Annotated in this window: 22 protein-coding genes and 1 pseudogene; 11 read left to right on the top strand and 12 right to left on the bottom strand. The window is 68.2% G+C overall.

Annotated features, from left to right (window positions below; all coding sequences use genetic code 11):
* Window positions 1-171: 171 nt before the first annotated feature.
* Window positions 172-552 carry a hypothetical protein gene (locus tag MC380_RS12890; RefSeq protein WP_242165215.1) on the top strand — a complete coding sequence of 127 codons (381 nt, stop codon included), beginning with the start codon at window positions 172-174 and terminating at the stop codon, window positions 550-552.
* Window positions 553-566: 14 nt separating this feature from the next.
* Here the strand turns inward: MC380_RS12890 and MC380_RS12885 are convergent, their stop codons facing one another.
* The 4 genes from MC380_RS12885 to MC380_RS12870 form a co-directional block, all read right to left on the bottom strand.
* Window positions 567-1,502, bottom strand: coding sequence for a hypothetical protein (locus tag MC380_RS12885; protein ID WP_242165214.1), 936 nt, complete (start codon window positions 1,500-1,502; stop codon window positions 567-569).
* 146 nt (window positions 1,503-1,648) lie between these two features.
* A complete protein-coding gene (locus tag MC380_RS12880; RefSeq protein WP_242165213.1) occupies window positions 1,649-2,836 on the bottom strand; it encodes an XVIPCD domain-containing protein in 1,188 nt (395 codons plus the stop codon).
* 3 nt (window positions 2,837-2,839) lie between these two features.
* A complete protein-coding gene (locus tag MC380_RS12875) occupies window positions 2,840-3,172 on the bottom strand; it encodes a hypothetical protein (protein ID WP_242165212.1) in 333 nt (110 codons plus the stop codon).
* Window positions 3,173-3,374: 202 nt separating this feature from the next.
* Window positions 3,375-3,989, bottom strand: a complete 615-nt coding sequence (locus MC380_RS12870; RefSeq protein ID WP_242165211.1) for a TetR/AcrR family transcriptional regulator — start codon at window positions 3,987-3,989, stop codon at window positions 3,375-3,377.
* 153 nt (window positions 3,990-4,142) lie between these two features.
* On the opposite strand from MC380_RS12870, the gene MC380_RS12865 reads away from it, so the two are divergent.
* Window positions 4,143-5,204, top strand: coding sequence for an MBL fold metallo-hydrolase (locus MC380_RS12865; protein ID WP_242165210.1), 1,062 nt, complete (start codon window positions 4,143-4,145; stop codon window positions 5,202-5,204).
* A 60-nt stretch (window positions 5,205-5,264) separates the two neighbouring features.
* On the opposite strand, the gene MC380_RS12860 is transcribed toward MC380_RS12865, so the two are convergent.
* Complete coding sequence (locus MC380_RS12860; RefSeq protein ID WP_242101756.1) at window positions 5,265-5,612, bottom strand: excalibur calcium-binding domain-containing protein; 348 nt, start codon at window positions 5,610-5,612, stop codon at window positions 5,265-5,267.
* Between the two features lie 189 nt (window positions 5,613-5,801).
* Here MC380_RS12860 and MC380_RS12855 point away from each other — a divergent pair, with 189 nt between their 5' ends.
* The 3 genes from MC380_RS12855 to MC380_RS12845 all read left to right on the top strand — a co-directional run bounded on the left by MC380_RS12855 (window position 5,802) and on the right by MC380_RS12845 (window position 8,177).
* Complete coding sequence (locus MC380_RS12855) at window positions 5,802-7,145, top strand: amidohydrolase (RefSeq protein WP_242165209.1); 1,344 nt, start codon at window positions 5,802-5,804, stop codon at window positions 7,143-7,145.
* Between the two features lie 42 nt (window positions 7,146-7,187).
* A complete protein-coding gene (locus tag MC380_RS12850) occupies window positions 7,188-7,502 on the top strand; it encodes a hypothetical protein (protein WP_242101754.1) in 315 nt (104 codons plus the stop codon).
* Window positions 7,503-7,619: 117 nt separating this feature from the next.
* Window positions 7,620-8,177 carry a YaeQ family protein gene (locus MC380_RS12845; RefSeq protein WP_242101753.1) on the top strand — a complete coding sequence of 186 codons (558 nt, stop codon included), beginning with the start codon at window positions 7,620-7,622 and terminating at the stop codon, window positions 8,175-8,177.
* Window positions 8,178-8,286: 109 nt separating this feature from the next.
* Here MC380_RS12845 and MC380_RS12840 read toward each other — a convergent pair whose 3' ends face one another.
* Entirely contained in the window at window positions 8,287-9,909 is a 1,623-nt protein-coding gene (locus MC380_RS12840; RefSeq protein WP_242101752.1) for a hypothetical protein, read from the bottom strand.
* Window positions 9,910-10,183: 274 nt separating this feature from the next.
* On the opposite strand from MC380_RS12840, the gene MC380_RS12835 reads away from it, so the two are divergent.
* From MC380_RS12835 to MC380_RS12825, 3 genes are all read left to right on the top strand, one after another.
* Entirely contained in the window at window positions 10,184-10,633 is a 450-nt protein-coding gene (locus MC380_RS12835) for an SRPBCC family protein (protein WP_242165207.1), read from the top strand.
* A gap of 300 nt (window positions 10,634-10,933) precedes the next feature.
* Window positions 10,934-12,067 carry an MFS transporter gene (locus tag MC380_RS12830; RefSeq protein WP_242102937.1) on the top strand — a complete coding sequence of 378 codons (1,134 nt, stop codon included), beginning with the start codon at window positions 10,934-10,936 and terminating at the stop codon, window positions 12,065-12,067.
* 191 nt (window positions 12,068-12,258) lie between these two features.
* Window positions 12,259-12,687 carry a VOC family protein gene (locus tag MC380_RS12825; protein ID WP_242101750.1) on the top strand — a complete coding sequence of 143 codons (429 nt, stop codon included), beginning with the start codon at window positions 12,259-12,261 and terminating at the stop codon, window positions 12,685-12,687.
* Between the two features lie 118 nt (window positions 12,688-12,805).
* Here the strand turns inward: MC380_RS12825 and MC380_RS12820 are convergent, their stop codons facing one another.
* Window positions 12,806-14,074, bottom strand: coding sequence for a PilT/PilU family type 4a pilus ATPase (locus MC380_RS12820; RefSeq protein WP_242101749.1), 1,269 nt, complete (start codon window positions 14,072-14,074; stop codon window positions 12,806-12,808).
* 299 nt (window positions 14,075-14,373) lie between these two features.
* Between MC380_RS12820 and MC380_RS12815 the strand changes: the two genes are divergently transcribed.
* Window positions 14,374-15,648, top strand: coding sequence for an aminopeptidase (locus MC380_RS12815; RefSeq protein WP_242165205.1), 1,275 nt, complete (start codon window positions 14,374-14,376; stop codon window positions 15,646-15,648).
* Window positions 15,649-15,924: 276 nt separating this feature from the next.
* Here MC380_RS12815 and MC380_RS12810 read toward each other — a convergent pair.
* The 3 genes and pseudogenes from MC380_RS12810 to MC380_RS12800 all read right to left on the bottom strand — a co-directional run.
* A pseudogene (locus MC380_RS12810) lies at window positions 15,925-16,113 on the bottom strand (helix-turn-helix domain-containing protein); the annotation flags it as partial.
* 1 nt (window position 16,114) lies between these two features.
* Window positions 16,115-16,813, bottom strand: coding sequence for an amino acid racemase (locus tag MC380_RS12805; protein ID WP_242165203.1), 699 nt, complete (start codon window positions 16,811-16,813; stop codon window positions 16,115-16,117).
* Window positions 16,814-16,994: 181 nt separating this feature from the next.
* Window positions 16,995-17,822 carry an AraC family transcriptional regulator gene (locus tag MC380_RS12800; protein WP_242101746.1) on the bottom strand — a complete coding sequence of 276 codons (828 nt, stop codon included), beginning with the start codon at window positions 17,820-17,822 and terminating at the stop codon, window positions 16,995-16,997.
* Between the two features lie 115 nt (window positions 17,823-17,937).
* On the opposite strand from MC380_RS12800, the gene MC380_RS12795 reads away from it, so the two are divergent.
* Both MC380_RS12795 and MC380_RS12790 read left to right on the top strand, forming a co-directional pair.
* A complete protein-coding gene (locus MC380_RS12795; protein ID WP_242165201.1) occupies window positions 17,938-18,366 on the top strand; it encodes an organic hydroperoxide resistance protein in 429 nt (142 codons plus the stop codon).
* Between the two features lie 53 nt (window positions 18,367-18,419).
* Window positions 18,420-19,367: an alpha/beta hydrolase gene (locus MC380_RS12790; protein WP_242165199.1), complete on the top strand. Its 948-nt coding sequence runs from the start codon at window positions 18,420-18,422 to the stop codon at window positions 19,365-19,367.
* 65 nt (window positions 19,368-19,432) lie between these two features.
* Here the strand turns inward: MC380_RS12790 and MC380_RS12785 are convergent, their stop codons facing one another.
* Both MC380_RS12785 and MC380_RS12780 read right to left on the bottom strand, forming a co-directional pair.
* A complete protein-coding gene (locus tag MC380_RS12785; RefSeq protein ID WP_242165197.1) occupies window positions 19,433-20,299 on the bottom strand; it encodes a hypothetical protein in 867 nt (288 codons plus the stop codon).
* Between the two features lie 268 nt (window positions 20,300-20,567).
* Window positions 20,568-21,008: a hypothetical protein gene (locus MC380_RS12780; RefSeq protein ID WP_242165195.1), complete on the bottom strand. Its 441-nt coding sequence runs from the start codon at window positions 21,006-21,008 to the stop codon at window positions 20,568-20,570.
* Window positions 21,009-21,322 lie beyond the last annotated feature (314 nt).

Here is a 21,322-nt window from a genome sequence, read left to right as displayed (position 1 = left end):
AACCTGAAGCGTGCCGGCTCGAGCGCTTTGTCGTGTTTCCGCGAAAACGGGAATCACTCCACCCAAAGGCGGCAGCCGGCCTTGGCTTCTGCAGGCAGGCCATGCGAACCACCCGCACGCTGCGGTCACCGCCGGGCTGCCAGGCTGCGGCGCCTGATCACGAGACCTGCCATGCCCCGTCGCCCTTCGCGCGCCAGCCTGCCCCTGCTCACCGACACCGCCGTGGCCTCGTCGGAAGTCATCGCGGCGCGGATGCGCATGTTCGCCGACCCGTCCACCTGGGGTTCGGCCGGAAACCAGCGCGAGGTGCAGCGGATGCTGCAGGAGAAATTCAGCGCCAGCGGCGAGGGCGCCTGGGCGGCGTGGCAAGCGATGGCGCGGATGCCGCTGCGGGCCGCGCAGTCGGGCGTGTGGCTGGCGCCGTGGCAACCGCAGGCCTGGTGGTGGTTGTGGTCGTCGATGGCCGAGGCCTGGATGGGCCTGGGCAATGCCGCGCTGCGGCCGGCGACGCGCAAGGCCGTGGCCAACCGCCGGCGCCTGCGCGCGCGTTGAGGGCTGCGCTGCGATCAACCGCAGGCGCAGCCCGGGCCGACGTCGAGCTGGTAGGTGCAGGTGCCGGGCTCGGGTTCGTCCTCGTCGCTGGGCGGGAACGGCAGGCCGGCCTTGGCGCGTTCGCTGGCCTCGTCCTCGGTGGGGCCGCAAACGACCAGGGACGTGCCCGAGGTGGACGAAGGCGTGCCATCGGGATTGGCGCAGACCTCGGTGCGGATGCGCGCGGTCCAGTTGCAGGCCTCGGTCTTGGTCTGGCCGGCGGGCAGCTGGGTGCGGCACTGGCTCAGCGGACCTTCGCGTTCGCGGGCCTCCTGCGCGGCGACGGCGGCGGGCTGGGTGAGGCACCAGGTGAGGTGGTCTTCGTACAGCGGCGTCCAGCGCGGGCCGCTGAACTGGCAGCCGCGGTCGGCGGCTTCGCGCACCTGGTGTTCGGCGTCGCGGGCGTAGGCATCGCAGCGGCGGAACTCGGCGCCGCCACCGCATACGCCCAGCATGGCGTGGCGGATCGCGATCTCGCGGTTGGCGGCTTCGGTGGGCACGCCCAGGCACCAGGCCAGGTGATGGTCGTAGCTATCGCCCCAGCGCGGGCCGGTGAATCCGCATTCGCCGCCGAGGTTGGATCTTTGGTTTGCCACCGCCAGGGACGCGTACTCGTGGCAGCCCTCGGCACCGGGTTCGCGCCGGCACACACGCAGGTTGTTGGCGCGGAACGCGGTCTCGTTGGCCACCCACTCCGCCGGCGCGCTGCGGCACCAGTTGTAGTGGGCGTCGCGGTTGTCGTGCCAGCGCGGATCCAGCCAGCCGCAGTTGTGCTGGCGTGAGGTCTGGTAGGCCTGCACGGCATCGCGGGCATAGGCCTCGCAGACTTCGTGCGATTCCGCGGCCGCCTGCGATGAAGCGGCCAAGGCGACGAGCAATACCGGCAGCAGGCAGCGACGGAGGCGGTGCATGCGCGTTCTCCCGTGGAGCGTTGCGCTGATGCCAACGTGCGGCTGGGCGGGCATCGGCCATGTTGTCCGGGTCGGCCAGGTTCGAACGATGCGGCGCCGGCGTTGCGGAATTTCTAAGCTGCGCGTGGCGCCCGGCTTCAACCGATTCAGGCGCGTACCGGCCCAAATTGCTGCTGCCGAACGGGCTCCTCAGGTTCCATCTTGAGCGCCGTCGCATGGGCGTGTTCGGCAGCTTGCACCCGGGCCTGGCTTTGCTCGACCGTCGCTTCCACAGCATCAGCCGTCCGCATCTGCTCGCGTCGATAAATCGAGCCGGCGGGGTCACCCTGTATCAGGAACACGTACTCGCCGGCGGCCGCGCGCGTGCCCGCGCGACCCAGGGCGATATCGTCCACCCGTTCCATCCGTTGTTCCTTTGCAAGCGCGTAGAGACCCCAAGTCATCCGCTCACTCGCGGCATCGGGCGTGCGCCCGAGCGAGGCGTCGATCCGTCGGACGCCCTCCAGGATCTGGCCGAACAGGGGGTCTTCCGGCTGTTGATCGGCCGCGCTGAGCTTGAAGCCATCCGACGAACCGCGTTTGGGCTCGCCCGGATCCTGTGGTACGACAGGCTGACCCGATTTGGGCGGCGCGATCTTGCGATCGTCCTCGTCATACCACTGGGTTCCGTTGAAGCGATAACCGCTGCGATTGGAGGCGAGGCCAACGTCCTGATAGAGGTCTTCGCCGAAGTCGGGAGCTTTGACTGGCTCGCCTTCGGTGTCTTTGGGAAGAACGGGCTTCACTCCGGCAGCCTTCATCAGATTGCCGACGACGCCGTTGCTGTTGTTGTAGAGCGGAGAGTATTCGAGCTTGGCGTCGTTGATCTGCCGACCCGCCTGGACAGCGGCCTCCAGCTTCGTAGCGAGTTCCTGGTCCGTGCCTGTCCAGGCAACGGTACGCTCATGCTTCTCGCCGGGTCCTTGCCAGTCAGGAGCCACGATGGTCTGCCGGATCAGATCTCCCTGCGCGTTGCGCGTAAGCGATGGATCGTTGGGATCGGCTTGTTCGAATGGAACGGGCACAAAGGTGCCGTCCTGTTGCCGCTTCAATGCCGCTTCGTATGGAGGCACGTAGGGTGCGGCATCCACAACGAGATGACCGAACTTCTCCGAACCAAGCAGCGTGCTTTCGGCGAGGTTGGCCAGATCGTTGCCTTCGGGTCTTGTATCCGGGCCGCCGCGGACGACGATTCGGATGCCGTCAGAGCGCTCGAACAGGAGGTAGAGATGCCGTCTATCGCCTGCGACTTCGCTCGCCCCAACGATGATGCGGGCATTCTTCTCTTCGTCCATGACTCATTCTCCGAGATCCTTCGGGTAACGACTCGCCTGCAGTCTGCTCACCGACTTGCCGTCTTGGGAATCCACGCTCACTGTCCAGTGGACAGGCGTAGGCGGATCGGATGTGGTTGGCGCAGGCTGCACGGAGGGCGGTGCCTGGGTACACAGGAGCGAGTTGCGATAGCCGGCGCTCGCCGTTGCGAGCTCCTGGCATTGGAAACCGGCCCGCTCGAGATTACGCACGACCTCGTCCAGGGGCGTGCCGGCGGGATTCGACGATTGCAGCTGGCGCGTGGCTTCGCCAGCCGACTGCTGCGGATTGAAGTTGCGCGGGGCGTTCTGATTCACGGCGGAGCATCCTGACGTGGCGAGGAGAAGCGAAGCGAAGAACATCGCATATTGACTTCGCGGCGACGGGTGGTGACTGAAGCTCACGATCCCTCTCCATTCGCTTCCCTGTGAATCGCCATCATCGCTTGGGGTGGATGGGTCATCAAGCGACTACGGTCCGCAAGGACGAGGCGCGGCTGCTTCCGAAACGACCTCGGCCTCAGCCGTAATACGCCAGGAACATCTCCACCGCCGCTTCGGTGACCTGGGTCTGCTGGGCTGCGCTCAGCGGCGGCTGGCCCATGGCGATCTGCGGCCAGAACGCGAAGCCCTTGACCAGGCTCTGCAGCTGCATGGAGGCGAACACGGGGTCGTGGGTCTTGAGCCTGCCGTCGGCGGTGGCGGCACGCACCCATGCGGTCAGGCCTTCCTCGCGATCGCCCAGGCGGGCGATCAGTTCGCGCGCCAGCTCCGGGTTGTGCACGCCGGCGGCGATGGCGACGCGGGCCAGGTCGGTGAAGCTGGGGTCGTGTAGCAGCCGCATCTTCTGCTCCACCAGTTCCAGCAGCTGCGCGCGCAGCGGCCGGTCGGTGCGATAGGGGATGTCCAGGCCGTCGGCGCCGCGTTCCCACATCTGCTCGAGGATGCGGGTGAACAGCACCTCCTTGCTGGGGAAGTGGTTGTACACGGTGCGCTTGGAGACCCCGGCGCTGGCGGCGATGCGATCCATGCTGGTCGCCTCGTAGCCCGATTCCCGGAACTCGGCCACGGCGGCCTCCAGGATCGCCGCGCGCTTGCGGTCGGTCAGGCGGGCGGGGGCGGCTTCGCGGGGCATGACGAAAGTTTACACCGGGCAGTTTACTTTTGCCCGAATATAAGTACACTGCACGGTGTAGTTCCTAACTCTGGCACACCGATGCGCCGACCCCCCGCCCGACCCCGCTTCCGTCGCCTGCGGCGCATCGCCCTGACCCTTGGAGCCCTGCTCATGAGCGCCTGCCTGCTGTCCTTCGCCACGACCGACCGGCCCGTGGCGGCCCATCCCGACTCGCCGCAGGCGACCGACGGCCGCTTCCGCAACGCGACACCCCGACCCGCCGAGGGCATGGCCAAGACCGCCCGGATCCTGTGGAACTTCCTGTTCAACAAGCCCGCCGACAGCGTGCCGCGGGCGCCGCTGCCGGTCTTGGCGCTGACCCGCGCGCAGCTGGAGGCGGCGCCGGACCGTAGCCTGTTCCGGCTGGGGCATTCGACCCTGCTCCTGAAGCTGCGCGGCGGCTTCTGGATCACCGATCCGGTGTTCGCCGAGCGCGCCTCGCCGGTGCAGTGGATGGGCCCGCGCCGCTTCCACGCGCCGCCGATCGCACTGGACGAGTTGCCGCCGCTGCGCGGCGTGCTGCTCTCGCACGACCACTACGACCATCTCGACCGCGACACCGTGGTGCAGCTGGCGAAGACCGCCGAGGTGTTCCTCACCCCGCTCGGCGTCGGCGACCGGCTGATCGCCTGGGGCGTGCCGGCGGACAAGGTGCGCCAGCTCGACTGGTGGCAGGGCGCGTCGTTCGACGGCGTGCGCTTCACCGCGACCCCGGCCCAGCATTTCTCCGGGCGCGGGCTGTTCGACGGCGACCGCACGCTATGGGCGTCGTGGGTGATCGACGACGCGGCCGATGGCGACGGCGGCGACGGCCTGCGCCTGTTCTTCAGCGGCGACACCGGCTATTTCGACGGGTTCAGGGAGATCGGGCGCCGGTTCGGCCCGTTCGACGTGACCATGATCGAAACCGGCGCGTACGACCCGCAGTGGGCCTATGTGCACATGCTGCCCGAGCAGACCGTGCAGGCGCACCAGGACCTGCGCGGGCGCTGGTTGCTGCCGGTGCACAACGGCACCTTCGACCTGGCGATGCACGGCTGGCGCGATCCGTTCGAACGCGTCAGCGCACTGAGCGCCGAGCGCGACATCGCCCTGGCCACGCCGATGATGGGCGAGCATTTCGACCTGGCGGCGCCGCAGCCGACCAACGCGTGGTGGCGCGCGGTGGAGTAGGGCGTTGCGGGCTTGGCGTGCAGGAACGGGTCGACTGGACGCCTGTATTCGCCGTCCTGATTAGGACTCGCACCCCACGCCATCGTTGTCGCGGTCCAGATGCGGGCCGTAGCCCGGATCGCCGCGGCCCACGGGTGCCGCGCCATGGGCACGGGCCTCGGTGCAGTTGGCAAATGCGCGCCCGGGGCCGGAACCGCCGCTGGGCGTCAGGGTGTTGCCCGGGATGGCGTCGCGCTGCGCCGGCACGAGGCGGGGCCGCGACGGCCCGTCGCTGCCGCCGTGGCAGTGGTAATCGCCGGTCTTGCGGTTGTTGTGGCAACCCTGGCCGTTGAGCCCGCCGCCATGGGCGTACACGGTGCTGCTGGCCGGGATGGCGATACAGCTGACGATGAGGGTCCAGAACTGCATGTCGATCTACCGCACAGGGGATGTTTTTATGGATGCAGGAGTCGTGCCAAGCGCGCGGGTATTGCCGGTGGCACGGGCCGGACAGGCGCAGCCGTTCGCCGGTTTGCGCAGCAGCGCACACTCCGTGCCGGCATCCGCCCGGCCAGCCGATCCGGCCTACACTGCCGGCGTCACCCTGGGGAGATGTCCATGCGCTACGGCGTCCTGCTGTGCCTTGCCGCGTTCGCGGCTTTCCCGGCCCGCGCCGCGACCGAGTTCGGGCCTGCGGTGAAGGCGGATTACGACCAGCGCCTGGGCGCGCTGTTCGACTGGTTCCACCGCCATCCCGAGCTCTCCTACAAGGAGACCGCCACCGCGGCGCGGATGGCGAAGGAACTGCGCGCGATCCCGGGCATCGAGGTCACCGAGCGGGTCGGCGGCACCGGCGTGGTGGGGGTGATGCGCAATGGCGACGGCCCGACCGTGCTGGTCCGCGCCGACATGGACGGGCTCCCGCTCAAGGAGGCCAGCGGCCTGCCCAATGCCTCGACCGTGGTCCAGACCGGCATCGACGGCGTCGAATCGCCGGTCATGCACGCCTGCGGCCACGACGTGCACATCACCTCGCTCATCGGCACCGCCAGCCGGCTCGCGGCGATGAAGGACCGCTGGCAGGGCACGGTGGTGTTCGTGGTGCAGCCGGCGGAGGAGCGGATCGGCGGCGCGAGGATGATGCTGGAGGACGGCCTGTACACCCGCTTCCCCAAGCCCGACTACGCGCTGGCCTTCCACGTCGATGCCGATACGCCGACCGGCACGATCGTGGCGGACCCGGGCATCAGTTCCTCGTCGTCGGACAGCGTCGATATCGCGATCCACGGCGTCGGTGCCCACGGCGCCTACCCGCACCAGGGCAAGGACCCGATCGTGATCGGCGCGGAGATCGTGATGGCGTTGCAGACGCTGGTGAGCCGCGAGATCTCGCCGCTGTCGCCCGGCGTGGTCACGGTGGGTGCGTTCCACGGCGGCTCCAAGCACAACATCATCTCCGACCGCGCCGACCTGCAGCTGACCGTGCGCGCCGACGACGAGGCGGTGCGCAAGACCCTGCTCGACGGCATCAGGCGCATCGCAGTGAACGTCGGGCGCATGAACGGCCTTGCGGAGGACAAACTGCCGGAAGTGAAGGTGTCGACCGAATCGACGCCGGTCACGATCAACGATGCCGCGCTGACCGCGCGGCTGCGCACCACCTTCGCCCAGGCGTTTGGCGAAGGCGTGCTCGCATCGCGGCCGCGCTCGGGCATGGGCGCGGAAGATTTTGCGTATTTCGTGCAGCCCGAACTCGGCGTGCCCGGTTTCTATTTCAGCGTCGGCGGCACGCCGCAGGCGGCGTTCGATGCCGCCAAGGCGGGCGGGCCGCCCGTGCCCGGCCACCACTCGCCGCTGTTCAAGATCGATCCGGAACCCTCGGTGCGGCTCGGCACCGAAGCCATGACCGTGGCGGTGCTCGATTTGCTCAAGCCCGTTGCCGCCACTGCGGCGACGGATTAGCGCCGGGGCTGCACAAACCCGAAGCCCAAAGAGAGCACCGCCATGCAGGAAACGAAACCGCGCTACCGACACCTGCTGGCAGTGCTGCTCGCCTGCGCCATTCCCGGCCTGGCGCTGTCCGCGCCACCCAGCGCGCCAGCGCCGGAGCGGGTCCTGAAGACGGCGGCTTCGCAGGTGAAAGCGAAAACCGGGCAGTCGCAGGGCGACAAGAAGGCCCGACGTCCTCCCAATGAGCCGGCGAAGCAGCCCTATCAGCCGCTCGTCGATACGGTGCGCAAGAGCACCGAGACGTTCCGCGACGAGAACGTCAGCGAAAGTGCGGATCGCGACCGCCTGCCCGACCCGCCGGGGCGCTGAGCGCAGGGCGGGCGCAGCGGGCATCGGTGCGCCTGCCCGTCTTTACGGCACGGGTGCACCGCACCGCCTAGAATGCAGCCCCTACTTCGATCGCGCGCCTGACCGCAGGCGCTTGCCATGGCTCCCAATGCCACCGTGTACAAGGCGGAACTGCAGGTCACCGATATGGACCGGCATTACTACGCCTCGCACGACCTGATCCTGGCGCAGCATCCCTCGGAGACCGCCGAACGGCTGATGGCACGGCTGCTGGCGTTCGCGTTGTTTGCAGACGAGCGACTGATGTTCGGGCGCGGGCTCAGCGACGAAGACGAACCGGCGCTGTGGCAGCGCGATTACACCGGCGATATCGAACGCTGGATCGAGCTCGGGCAGCCGGACGAATCACGCCTGCGCAAGGCCTGCGGCCGCGCGCAGCAGGTGGTGGTGGTGACCTATGGTGGCCATGCCGCGGAGGTCTGGTGGAAGAAACATGGAGCCACGCTTGCGCGGCTGCGCAACCTCACCGTGATCGACCTTCCCGCAGAGGGCGTCGCAGCCGCGACCGGGCTGCTGGCGCGCGGCATGCGCCTGACCGCGATGATCCAGGACGGCGAGCTGCAGCTGATGGATGCCGATCGCAGCATCGCGCTGCGCCCGCAGGTGCGAATGGCGCCGCTCGAACAGGCGGCCTGAGTTCCGCAACATCGGGTGGGCTCGACCCACTCCGTGTCGCTGCCGTACGCGCAGTTGCCGGGCGACCCGGTCACGCCTCAAGCCGCGGGCCTATCTGCCGTGCCCGCCTTCAACGATCCAGGTTCAGCGTGTTGAGGAATCCGGAGACGTCGTTGTCCGCGATCGCGACCAGCATCTCGTAGAGGTTGTCCTCCAGACGCCGCGTCATCGCACCGGCGACCACCGGTACGTCGCCGTACTCCGCCTGGATCTGCTGCTCGACCATGCTCACCACGTCGCGCAGCGCGGCTTCGCGCTCTTCGGGCGAGCCGGACATGGCATCGGTCAGGTAGTCCCGCAGCCCGTTCTTGATCTGGTCGTCGCTCAGCCCATTGATGTCGCCGTAGGTCTGGGTGAGGAACTTCGCAAAACCACCCGCCGGGATCAGCCCGGCGCCGGTGGACACCACGTCGAGCACCCGCAGGATGCCGCTGACCCGCGCCTCGTTGGAAGCAAGTTCGCCCAGGTAGGGCGATGCCTGCGCGATCAGCAGTGCTGGCGCCACGATCTCGAGCCTGCCGAGCGGATCCTGCGCCGCCTGCGAGGCGGGATCCTGCCGGACCTGATCCACCAGCCCGTCGACGTAGCGGTCCAGGCTGCGGGTCACCGAGTCGGCGTGGGAGTTGTTGCCGTTGAAGGCGGTGAGCGAGAGCAGGAAGCCGAGCTTGCGGCTATCGTCGCCGGCGTACTGGTCGCCGTTGGCGTAACCGTCGGTGAGGTCGGCGAAGACGGCATCGGCATGGAGCGTGGTCAGCAGACCCAGCGCCTCGGCGCGCGGATCGGACGTGGTGTTGCCGAGGATGCCGTTTTCGACGAAGAACTCCTGGTTCTCGCCGGCCCAGTTCACGAATTCGACCGCAAGATTGGTGCCGCCGACCTCCACGTCCCCGTACATCTCCGCCACGCCGCGCATGAGGACGGCGAGCGGATCGGGATTGGCCGGTTCGTCGTCGTAGAGCGAGCCCTTGTCGGCCAGCAGGGTGCGGATGTGCGCGCGCTCCTCGGGCGAGCGCGCCTGCACGCCGTCGGCGCCCGCATCGGTATCGGCATAGGCCGAGGCCAGCGCCTCGCGGCCCGAATAGTCGCTGCCCAGGCCTTTGGTGATGATATTGGCGACGCCGGTCGTGGTCGTTTCGGTCCCGTGCGATGCGGAGTTGCGGTCGGCGCCGGCGAACGTGTCGAGCGCGTAGTCGGCCATGGCGCGCTCGAACGCTTGCATCTCTTCGCTGTTCGATGCGCCGAACAGCATCCGCGCGCCGTTGGCCTGCGTGCGCTCGAATCCGGCGATGCCGGCGCCGAACAGCAGGCTGATCTCGTCGTTGTCGAGGCGCCCGGCGGCGTGCTCGAGGGCGATCGCATCGGCCAGCACCCGCAGGCCGCGCTGCGGGTAGTTCGTCCCCTGCAGATCGTTGAGGGCGCCGGTATTGATCACCTGCGGCCAGGCATCGGGGTCGCGATGTTCGAGTTCCTGCAGCACGCGTTGCGCGTTTTCGGGCGACATGTCCTTGAGTTCGCGTACCAGTGCGGCGGTGGTTTCGTAGGAAGGCGCATCGAGGATGCGATCGACCACGGCTCCCGGATCGACGGTGCGCTGATCGGCGAGACGGTCTTCGTACGCCTCGCGCACCGCGGCCTGGTCTTCGGGCGGCAGGTGTCGGTAGGTCTGGGCATCGATGCCGTAGATGTCGGCCATTGCACGGCTCCGTGGCGAATGCGGCGAGCCTAGCGATCCAGCTGCGTCGCTGCCATTCGGGCCGACCCTAGGTTGGCCGAAAGATCCGCCATCGCAGATTGCGTGGGCCAATCGGGTGGTGAATGCGCACCGGACGCGTTAGATGGACGGATGCGGGCGCGCGATCGGCGAATCGTGATCGCTGCGCGAATGGCACCCTGCGATGGATGTCGATCCGGCCTTGGCTGGATCGTCGTTTTGCAAGAGGATCGTCCTCTCTCATTGGAGAAGCATCATGCCCAGCACCATCCGCCTGCATCGCGTCCTGGCCGCCCCACCCGAGCGCGTCTACCGCGCCTTCGTGGATCCGGGCGCCATCTGCAAATGGCTGCCGCCGAACGGCTTCACCTGCACCGTGCATGAGCTCGATGCCAAGGTCGGTGGCCGCTACCGGATGTCGTTCACCAACTTCGGCACCGGCAACAGCCACGCCTTCGGCGGCGAATACCTGGAACTGGTACCGGGCGAGCGGCTCAAGTACTCCGACAGGTTCGAGGATCCCAACCTGCCCGGCGAGATGACCACCACGGTGACGCTGAAGAAGGTCTCAGTCGGCACCGAAGTGCAGATCGTGCAGGAAGGCGTGCCCGACGTGATCCCGGCCGAAGCCTGTTATCTGGGCTGGCAGGAATCGCTGGCGCTGCTCAAGAACGTGGTGGAGCCGGATATTCCGGACGGCGCCTGAGCGCAGTCGCCGACGCGACGATGGGTGCGATCGCCCGGACCCATCGGCTCCGCGGTGCAATCGGTTGAGCCTTTCGCAAGCGCGATCCGCGGGCTCGGTGGGCCGATAGGCCCACCCGATGCGTCATCGCGCTGACGCGGATCCCGGCGCTACCCGCAACACTGTGGTCCGCAGCATCGCGTGCAGCGCATGCTGCAATGCACAATAATGCGGTGGATGGAAATTCCGACCCCATCCGCCGTCGCCGTCCACTCGCCCCTGCCGCCGCGCCAGCTCGCATTGATTCTGCTGGCGCTGGCGATGGGCGGGTTCGCCATCGGCACCAGCGAATTCGTGGTGATGGGGCTGATCACCGAAATCGCGCGCGGTTTCGGCGTGACCGAACCCCAGGTCGGCCATGTGATCAGTGCCTACGCCCTGGGCGTGGTGGTCGGCGCACCGCTGCTGGCGATCCTCGGCGCGCGCCTGCCGCGGCGCAGTCTGCTGCTGTGGCTGATGGGCTTCTATGCGCTGGGCAACCTGGCCAGCGCGCTGGCGCCGAGCTATCCGCTGATGATCGTGTTCCGCTTCATCGCCGGTCTGCCGCATGGCGCCTATTTCGGCGTCGCCGCGCTGGTGGCCGCCCACGCCAGTCCGCCCGAGCAGCGCGGCAAGGCCGTGGGCCGGGTGATGCTCGGGCTGTCGGTGGCGCTGCTGGTCGGCAATCCGCTCGCCACCTGGATGGGGCAGGCGTTGAGCTGGCGCTACGCCTTCGGCGTGGTGACCCTGATCGCGCTGGCCACGGTGGCGATGACCGCGCGCGTGCTGCCGAGCGGCCTGGGCGCACCGCGCACCGATGCCTTGCGCGAACTGCGTGACTTCAATCGCGCCCCGGTGTGGCTGGCGCTGGGCACCGGTGCGATCGGTTTCGCCGGCATGTTCGCGGTCTTCAGCTATCTGCCGCCGGCCTTGGTGCAGGTGACCGGCGTGCGCGAATCGTTCGTGCCGTTCGCGCTGGTGGCGTTCGGCGCGGGTGGCATCGCCGGCTCGCTCGCCGGTGGTTGGCTGTTCGACCGTTTCGGTTTCCGCGCGGCGGCGATCGTGCTGGTGTGGTCGATCGCGGTGTTGCTGGCGTTCCCGCTCGCGGCGCTGTCGCCGTGGACGGTGCTGCCGGCGGTCGCGGCGGTAGGCACCATGGGCGCGTTGGCGCCCGCGCTGCAATCGCATCTGATGGACGTAGCCGGTGATGCACAGACACTGGCTGCCGCGTCCAATCATTCCGCGTTCAATATGGCCAACGCGCTCGGCCCGTGGCTGGGTGGCATGGCCATCACCGCTGGCTACGGCTGGACCAGTACCGGTTACGTGGGCGCGATCACCGCACTGGGTGGCCTGTTGATCTATGCCTGGGCGCGCGCCGACCTGCGCGCGCGCCGGCCGGTGCCGGCGGTCTAGCGTCGCGACGCACGCTGCGTCCGCGCCGGCCGGTGCCGGCGGTCTAGCGTCGCGACGCACGCTGCGTCCGCGCATCCGGTTTACGCAGGCCAGGAATGCGGGAGTTCGCCGGCGCGTTGGCGGTGCGTGCATTTCACTCTCCGCTTGCGATACGCGCAGGTAACCTGCCCGCCCCCGCACGAGGAGGATCCATGGAAACCAATGAACTGCATCGCGGCCGCCTGATCGACCACCTGCAACTGGTGGTGCGCGACCTCACCGCCAGCCGGCGCTTTTACGCTGCCGTATTCGACGTGCTCGGCGTGCCCATCGGTGGCGAGGGCGACGACTATTTCTGGGCGGACGAGCTGTTCGTGTCCACCGCCGACAGCGAGGCCGCGCAGGGCAAGCTCACCGGGCGCCACCATCTCGCGTTCCAGGCCAGCGACCGCGCAATGGTCGACGCTTTCCACAAGGCCGCACTGGCCAATGGCGGCAGCGACAACGGCGCTCCGGGCGAACGGCCCTACCATCCCGGCTACTACGCCGCCTTCGTGCTGGATCCGGACGGCAACAACATCGAAGCCGTGTACCACGGCGAGGCGCAACGCAGCGCGCCGTCGGTGAAGGTGACGTTCTAGAAGAATCGTCGTGCCGCGTCGGGCGTCGGCGCGCAGCCGGACGGGAAAGCCGCAAGAGACGCAATGGGGCTTGCGCGCGGCTGCGCGGGACACCCGCGTCAGCAGCCGATGCGTATCGCTATGACACCTGCGATCCCGCGTCGCGCTTGGCCGCCTGCAGGCGCTCGAGTTCGAGCTCCTGGGCGCGCTCTTCCTGCTTGCGCAGTTCCTCGCGGCGGATCGCCTCGACCTCTTCGGGCGTGGGGTCCTCGTGCAGCGACAGGGCCATGCCCGGAGCGTTGCTCGGCTCGCCGCGGCGGCTCTTGAGCTTGATGTTCAGACGCAGCTCGTTGGCCGAATCGGCGTTGCGGATCGCCTCCTCGTAGCCGATCAGACCCTCGTTGTAGAGCTCGAACAGCGCCCAGTCGAAGGTGCGCATGCCCAGCTCGCGCGAGCGGGTCATGATGCCCTTGAGCTCGTTGAACTCGCCCTTGAAGATCTTCTCGGCGATGGTCGGGGTGTTGAGCAGGATCTCGATCGCCGCCACCCGTCCGACCCCGTCTTCGGTGCGCACCAGCCGCTGCGAGATGATCGCGCGCAGGTTGGCCGAAAGATCCATGAGCAGCTGGGTGCGGCGCTCCTCGGGAAAGAAGTTGATGATGCGTTCCATCGTCTGCGACGCACTGTTGGCGTGCAGGGTGCTCAGGCACAGGTGCCCGGTCTCGGCGAACGCGATCGCGTGCTCCATGGTCTCGGCATCGCGGATCTCGCCCACCAGGATCACGTCCGGTGCCTGGCGCAGGGTGTTCTTCAGCGCGTGGTGCCAGGAATGCGTGTCGACGCCGACCTCGCGATGGGTCACCAGCGACTTGCGCGAGACATGCGCGTACTCCACCGGGTCCTCGACGGTGATGATGTGGCCGGCCGAGGTGCGGTTGCGATGGTCGATCATCGCCGCCAGCGAGGTCGACTTGCCCGAACCCGTGCCGCCGACCACGAGCACCAGGCCGCGCTTTTCCATGACCACGCCCTTGAGCACTTCCGGCAGGCGCAGCTTCTCGAAGTTGGGGATCTCGGCGGCGATCGTGCGCAGCACCATGCCGACCTGGCCCTGCTGCACGAACACGTTCACCCTAAACCGCGACACGCCCGGCACTGCGATGGCGAAATTGCACTCCATCTCGCGCGCGAACTCATCGCGCTGCTTGTCGTTCATCAGGGACGCGGCCAGGCGCGCGGTCTGCGCGCCGTTGAGCGGCGCGTCGGCCATGGGCGTCATCGCGCCGTGCGCCTTCATGCTCGGCGGAAAGTCGTGGGCGATGAACAGGTCCGAGCCGCCCGCCGCCGCCATCCGGGCCAACAGGTCGTGCATGGTGGCGCGGGCGTCGTCGAGATCGGGAACGGTCATGAAGGCAGGTGCGATGGCGGCGCGACATCATGCCTGCCGTGCGATGCCGGGCGCGTGCCCGTGATGCGTCGTTCCACCAGGACGCGAGCGCGGTCTCGCGCCACCCGTGATCGCTGCCGCCGTTTTCGCGCGGCGGCGGCGTGCGGCCTCGAAGGCGACGGTGTGCACCCGGGCGTGATGACCCCGAACGGGCCGCGCAAACCCGGCGTGGGCATGCCCAGCCCGGCACTGGCCGATCTCCGGATGGCTCGGCGTTGTGGTCACGCCGGCTCCCCCGAGCCGATCCATGGGAGACCATCATGCGCCGCATCACTCAAATCGCCGGGTTGACGATCGCCATCGTCGCTGTCCTGGGCGCCTGCCAACGCGAATCCGCCGCACCACCTGCCGCCGCACCCGGCGCGGAGGCGGCGGCGGCCGAAGAGCAGGCACCCGCCGCCGCGCCAGCCCGCACTACCGCCGCTACCGACCTCGAACAGTTGGCGACGCGGGTCATGACCCAGAGCGCGGCGGTGAAGGAAGGCGACGTCGTGCTGATCGGCGGGCGCATGGCCGATTCCGAATTAATGGAAGACCTGGCGGTCGCAGCGCGCAAGGCCGGTGCCTTCCCGCTGATCACCTACAGCAGCGACCGCCTGTCCAAGCGCCTGTTCTTCGACGTGCCGGCCAAGTACGACAGCCAGAGCGATGCGCTGGCGCTGAAACTGGCGGAGATCGCCGACGTCACGATCGAAGTTTCCAACGCCACCACCGAGAACCTGTTCGAAGGCGCGGAGCCGGCGCGCGTGGCTGCACGGACCAAGGCATTCGAACCGGTCCAGCAGGCGTTCGCGCGCAACAAAGTGCGCAGCGTCGAATTGGGCAACGGCCTGTATCCGGCGTCATGGCGCGCCGAGCGCCTGGGGCTGTCGGAAGCGGCGCTGGCCGACCTGTTCTGGAAGGGCGTCAACGTCGACTACGCGCAACTGCAGGCGCGCGGCGAGGAAGTCGGCAAGGCGGTCGCCGCCGCCAAGGACGTGCACGTGACCCATCCGAACGGCACCGACCTGAAGTTCAGCGTGCAGGGACGGCCGGTGCTGGCCAGCGACGGCGTGGCGTCCGAAGCCGATCTCAAGCGGGGCGGCGGCGCGCTGTCGCAGTACCTCCCGGCCGGCGAGGTCTACACCACACCGGTGCCGGGCAGCGGCGAGGGCAAGTTGGTGCAGACACGCGGCTATTTCCGTGGCAAGCAGATCGACGACCTGACCCTGACCTTCTCCGCCGGGCAGTTGACCGCCATGACCGGATCGGGCCCCGGCTTTGCGGCCTTCAAGGCCGAATACGATGCGATGGACGACAAGCGCAAGGCGGCGCTGGCGTTCCTGGACTTCGGCATCAACCCGAACATCAGCCTGCCGGCCAATGCCAGCGTCGGTACCTGGGTGCCTGCCGGCAGCGTCACCCTGGGTACCGGTGCGAATGTCTGGGCCGGCGGCGACAACTCCGTGCCGTACAGCCTGGTCGTGCATCTGCCTGGCAGCACCGTGACCCTGGACGGAAAACCGGTGGTGGAGCAGGGCGTGCTCAAGTTGTGAGCGTGCGCAACCGGCGATGTGTCAGAGACATGGGGTGGGCCCATGCCCACCCCAGCTGAGCCTGGACTCGCCACCGGCATGTTGCCGGAACCGCCGCTGCCGCTCGCGAATGCTGGCTCGCCGCGCAATGACCCGGCTCACCACTCGTACATCCAAGCGTAGGTCCAGTACGTGGTTGGTTTGGGATCGAACCACACCTTGCCGTCCAGCGCTTCGCCCACCCGCGTGGTGAGGCGCAGGCGGTTGCGAAAGAACAAGCGATCGTCCTCGTGCCGGCCTGCATTGCCGCGGCGATGATCCGCTCTGCGACTTGAAAGTGCGCGCCAACGCTACTTCGCTGCCGTAGCCGACTCCATCGGCGATGCGCTTGAGCGAGCGTCCCTGGGGCAACGCGCGCTGGGCCGCCACCACCTGCCAGTGCTGCGGATATGCACCGGGCGTGCAGCCCGGCGTCTCGCGGAAGGTGTCAGGCAGCGTCGCGCGCGGCGCGTCGCAGGGCGGCCCGCGCCAGCAGCCGCGTCGAATCGAGTGTGGGCAGGCAGGCGTTGCCGTCATCGATCACCAGGGGAAGCTCGGTGCATCCGAGGATGACCGCATCGCAGCCTGCCTGGTCGAGGCGTTCGATCGTCTCCAGCAGGAACCGGACCGAGGGTTCGCGCACATGTCCGGGAACCAGCTCTTCCATGATGATCCGCCCCACTTCGCGCCGGTCGTCGGCGTTCGGCCTGACCAGGTCAAGGCCCTGGCCGGCGAGTTTGGTTGGGTAGACATCGCTCTCGACGAGCCAGGTCGTCCCGAGCAGCCCCAGTCGGCGATGGCCGCCCGCCCTGGCCTGTTCGACGACGCAATCGGCGATGTGCAGCCAGGGCGTATCGATGCGTTCCGTGACCCAGTCGTAGGCCTGGTGGAAGGTGTTGTCGGGGCAGATCAGCAGCTGCGCGCCGATGCGGGTCAGCTTGCGGGCGGAATCGAGCATCAGTTCACCGACGCCGACCAGGTCACCCCGCTCGAGGCACGCGACGTAGCCTGCCAGCGACGGGGTATGCATGGACACCTCGGGGTGGCCGTGCGCGCCGAAGTGGCCGGCCCCTTCCTGGCAGATCGTGCGATAGCACAGCGCGGCGCCTTCCGCCGAACCACCCACGATTCCGAGATGCAGCGCCATGGACAGCCTCCGAGTGCCGGGATAGCGACGCCGGCCGTGAACCTCCGGCCCTGTTGCGCGCCTGGAGCGGGCGCGGCCGTGCACTCCCATCGATCTCCCAGTCTATTCGGCGCGTGACGTGGTGTGACGCGCGCCAGCGACGATGCGAGCCTAGTCGCACACCCCTGTCGCGCACAGCCCGTCAGCCGGCGTCTGCCTGCCTCCATTGCCGCGGCGATGCTCCGCTCTGCGCCTTGAAGGCACGCGACAACGCCGCCTCGCTGCCGTAGCCGACCTCGTCGGCGATGCGCTTGAGCGGGCGTCCCTGACGCAGTGCGCGCTGCGCCAGCGCCACCCGCCATTGCTGCAGGTACGCACCGGGCGTGCATCCCAAAGTGTCGCGGAAGGCGTTGGCGAACACGCTGCGCGACATGCCCGCTTCCGCGGCAAGCGTGTCCAGCGACCAGGCCTGCGCCGGGCGTTCGTGCATCGCCACCAGCGCCAGCCGCAGGCGCGGATGGGCAAGACCGCCCAGCAGCCCGACTTGTGCCTGACCGGTTTCCATCAGCTGGCGCAGGATCTGGATAACGGCGACTTCGAACAGCCGGTCGACCAGTGCCTGGCGCCCGCATCGCTGTTCGAACGCTTCCTCGAAGAGCAGGCCCAGCACGCCGTCGAGGCCTTCGATGTCCGCCAGTGGCAGGTACACGAAAGCGGGCAGGGTGGCGGCGATCGGGTTGGCGGCGCCGCCCTCGAACCGGAGATTGGCGCAAGTCAGGTCCGCGCCGGTGTCGGGATCGGTGATGAAGCGATGCGCCATCGGCCGCGGGTAGAGCAGCAGGCTGGGCGTGTCGATGCGCAGCGCCGTGGTGCCGTCGTGGACCACCTCGACCACGCCACGGCGGACGAAGTGCAGCTGCCCGGTGCCTGCTTCTGCGGCGAGGTCGTTGATCCCGCACAGCGTGCCGGTGTGGAACATCCGGGCGCTGACCGGGAACCGGTCCAGCAGGGCTTCCAGCCGATCGGCCATCGAATACTCCAAGTCAAGTTTTCTGGATTTTACGACGCAAATCGTCCCGAATTCCGCCCAAAGTAGCCCTACCGGCACGTAACGTCCACCCACCCGCCGGAAAGGAAACCGATCCATGAGCGTCCAGAACATTCTCTACACCGCACAGGCCACGGCTGTTGGCGGGCGCGAAGGCCGCGCCGTCAGCTCCGACGGCGTCCTCGATGTCGCCCTGTCCACGCCCCGCGAACTCGGCGGCGCCGGCGGCTCCGGCACCAATCCGGAGCAACTGTTCGCTGCGGGCTATTCGGCCTGCTTCCTGAGCGCGCTGAAGTACGTGGCCGGCCAGGAAAAGACCGCGCTGCCGGCCGAGAGCCAGGTCACCGGACGGGTCGGGATCGGCCCGATCCCCACCGGCTTCGGCATCCAGGCCGAACTGACCATCAGCGTGCCCGGCATGTCGCGCGAGCGGCTGCAGGCGCTGGTCGACAAGGCCCATGTCGTGTGCCCGTACTCGAACGCCACGCGCGGAAACATCGATGTCTCGCTGTTGCTCGCCGATTGAACGGCGCTGCGCGCGTAACCCCATTTCCTGCGACCCCTGTTTCGGAGACCTCCATGAATACTTTCACCCGCCTGCTCGGCACCGCCATCCTCGGGATGGCGAGCGCCACCACCCTGGCTGCCGACGGCAACGGCAATGCTGCGCCCGCGACACCCGCTTCCGCAGTCGCGCGCACCTCGGACTACCTGACCACGCCGGACGGCACTCGCCTTTACTACAAGGACTGGGGCCGCGGCCAACCCGTCGTCTTCAGCCACGGCTGGCCGCTGGACTCGGACAGCTGGGAGGCGCAGATGCTGTTCCTGGCCGACCACGGCTATCGCGTCATCGCCCATGACCGTCGCGGCCACGGCCGGTCGAGCCAGCCCTGGGACGGCAATGACATGGACCATTACGCGGACGATCTGGCGACCGTCATCGATACGCTCGACCTCAAGGACGCGGTGCTGGTCGGCTTCTCCACCGGCGGCGGCGAAGTGGCGCGCTATGTCGGCCGTCACGGCACCGCACGCGTCCGCAAGGTGGTGCTGGTCAGCGCGGTGACGCCGCTGATGCTGAAAACTCCGGCCAATCCGGGCGGCCTGCCGATCGAGGTCTTCGACGGCCTGCGCAAGGCCTCGCTGCAGAACCGCTCGCAGCTGTATCGCGACCTGGCGTCGGGTCCGTTCTTCGGCTTCAACCGCCCGGGCGCCAAGCCGTCGCAGGGGCTGATCGACGCGTTCTGGATGCAGGGCATGCTCGGCGGCCACAAGAACACCTACGATTCGATCGCGGCGTTCTCGGCCACCGACTTCACCCAGGATCTCAGGCGCTTCGACGTGCCGACGCTGATCATCCACGGCGACGACGACCAGGTCGTGCCGATCGATGCGTCCGCCCGCGCTGCGGCCAAGCTGGTCGAGGGTGCGCGGCTGATCGAGTATCCGGGCGCGCCGCACGGCATCGCCGATACCCACCGGGATCGTCTCAACAACGATCTGCTGGAGTTCATCCGGCAGTAGATCCTGGCCGGCCACCGACCGCATGCGTGCGGTCGGTGAAGCCGGTGCCGGACGCCAGGAACCGCCTAGCGCCCCGGCGTCTGCTGCAGGAGCTGCTGCGGCCGGGCCTGTTCTTCGTACGCGCGCACCAGGTTGTGCTGGTCGGTCTGGTACACGGTGTCGCGCATGTCCGGCGCAGGCGCGCTGGCATCGACCTGGGCGCGGAAACCGGGCGTGGTGCCGGCGACGAAGATCTGGTCGCCTCGCAGCGCCACCGCGCCGAGCTGGTCGACGCGTTCGATGCCGGCGCTTTTGGCCGCAAGCAGCACTTCGGCGACCTTGGTATCCGACACCTCGGCCGGCAGCTGCCGGCGCAGCGCATCGAAGTAGGCGCGGTCGGGGTGCTGGTCGGGGTAGCGCTCGCGCGACTGGTCCTGCACACGCGACACATCCTGGTTGATCCGGTCGACGTCATCGGACGTCACCAGTTCGCGCTGCGGATGGCCCTGCGGCAGGCGCAGTCTCGGGTCGTCGGGGAACAACTGCCGCAAGCGCGGGTCGTGCAGGCCAGTGACCAGTTCACCGCGCTGCAGTGCTGCATAGGCTTCCCGGGCCAGCGCATCGCTGCCCGATGTGTCATCGCCGATGCGGCGCCCGGCCTCGTTGTTCCACAGGTCCATGCGGTGCTCGTAGGGATCGTTCGGATGCGCCGGTCCGATCTCGGCGTCGTCGCCGAAACGCCGTGCCAGCCACTGCTGGCCCAGCGCGATCTGGGTGACGCGACCACTGGTGTAGGCGTGGCGGAACGCGTCGAGCGCGTCGTTGTGGCCCTGCGGCTGGAAGCTGCCGTCCGCCCGCCGTGCCAGCGTCACGCCGCTGAGCTGTTCGTAGTACCGATAAGCTTCCTGCTCGATTTCCCGCTTGGCGCCCTTGGGATCGGTGATGTCGACCATGGCTAGGGCCTGTTAACGCTATGGGCATGGGCCGCGCCGGGCCTGCGCGCGCGCATGGCAAGGAAGAGCGAGGAAGTGGATGTTGATCCACGCCCGAGCGATGACGCCGCCGTGCGTGCGCGCAGGCCCGGCCCCGTGGGTTCGCACTGAGGGGCGGCCAGCCGGCGCCGCGCAGCTTGACCAGACGGCCAGTCTGCCCTGCGCTGCGCAACACCACCTGGCAGCCCCTCAGTGTGAACGCGACCCATGCCCATAGCGTTAACAGGCCCTACTTGTCCTTGTCTGCCTTCTGGAATTCGATCGGCCCCTGATAGCCCGGATATTTCTTCCTGACCCGGATCCGGTCGCCCGGTGCGACGCAGGCATCCTCGAGCGAATTCTCCACGTGTCCTTCGTCGACGAAGAACTCCTCGTACGGCAGCGAGAGCACCTGCTCGGAGTCGCCGCTCCGGAAGCGCAGCTGCAACGTGTCATCGCGCTCGAAACAGAGCGCATCCCAGGCGAACTCCGTCAGCGCGGAAGCCGGCACCACCACGGCGTCCTTGCCCGCTAACAGGGATGTGACTTGCCGGGAAAAATCGTCCTTGGAGAGAGAGGCCTTGGCCATCGTGCATCCTGCGATCGAGGTGAAGAGAGCGGCGGTGAACAGCACGCGCTGCGCCACGGCAGCGAAGAGATGGGACGTTGAAGCCGGGCTCGGTTCGGGCATGCGGGCGTGGCTCCTTCCACCAACCGGATGTGTTTTCTAACACAAGCCGCGCCCGTGGTGCGCGGATCGCGATCCCGAATTCAACGCTCGCGGGCAGGATGCATGCGATTGCGCGCTTCGTGTCGACCACCCCGAAGCTCGTGGCCTGAACCGTCGAATTGCTGTCCTCCCGCGGATCGCGATCAGTGCCCACGCGCGTCACTGGCCTGGCCGCCATGCTGCACCTGCGTTGAATACGTTTGCAGCTGGCCCGCTGCGCCTTGCCGCACCCCGACCGGGGGCGCAGAGTCCATGGGCTGCCGTCGCCGTGGATC

It is taken from the genome of Lysobacter sp. M15 (assembly GCF_022662515.1).
Classification (GTDB): Bacteria; Pseudomonadota; Gammaproteobacteria; order Xanthomonadales; family Xanthomonadaceae; genus JAKPBU01.
The sequence above is the reverse complement of the archived record's forward strand: the minus strand, read 5'-3'. Positions and strand labels throughout refer to the sequence as shown.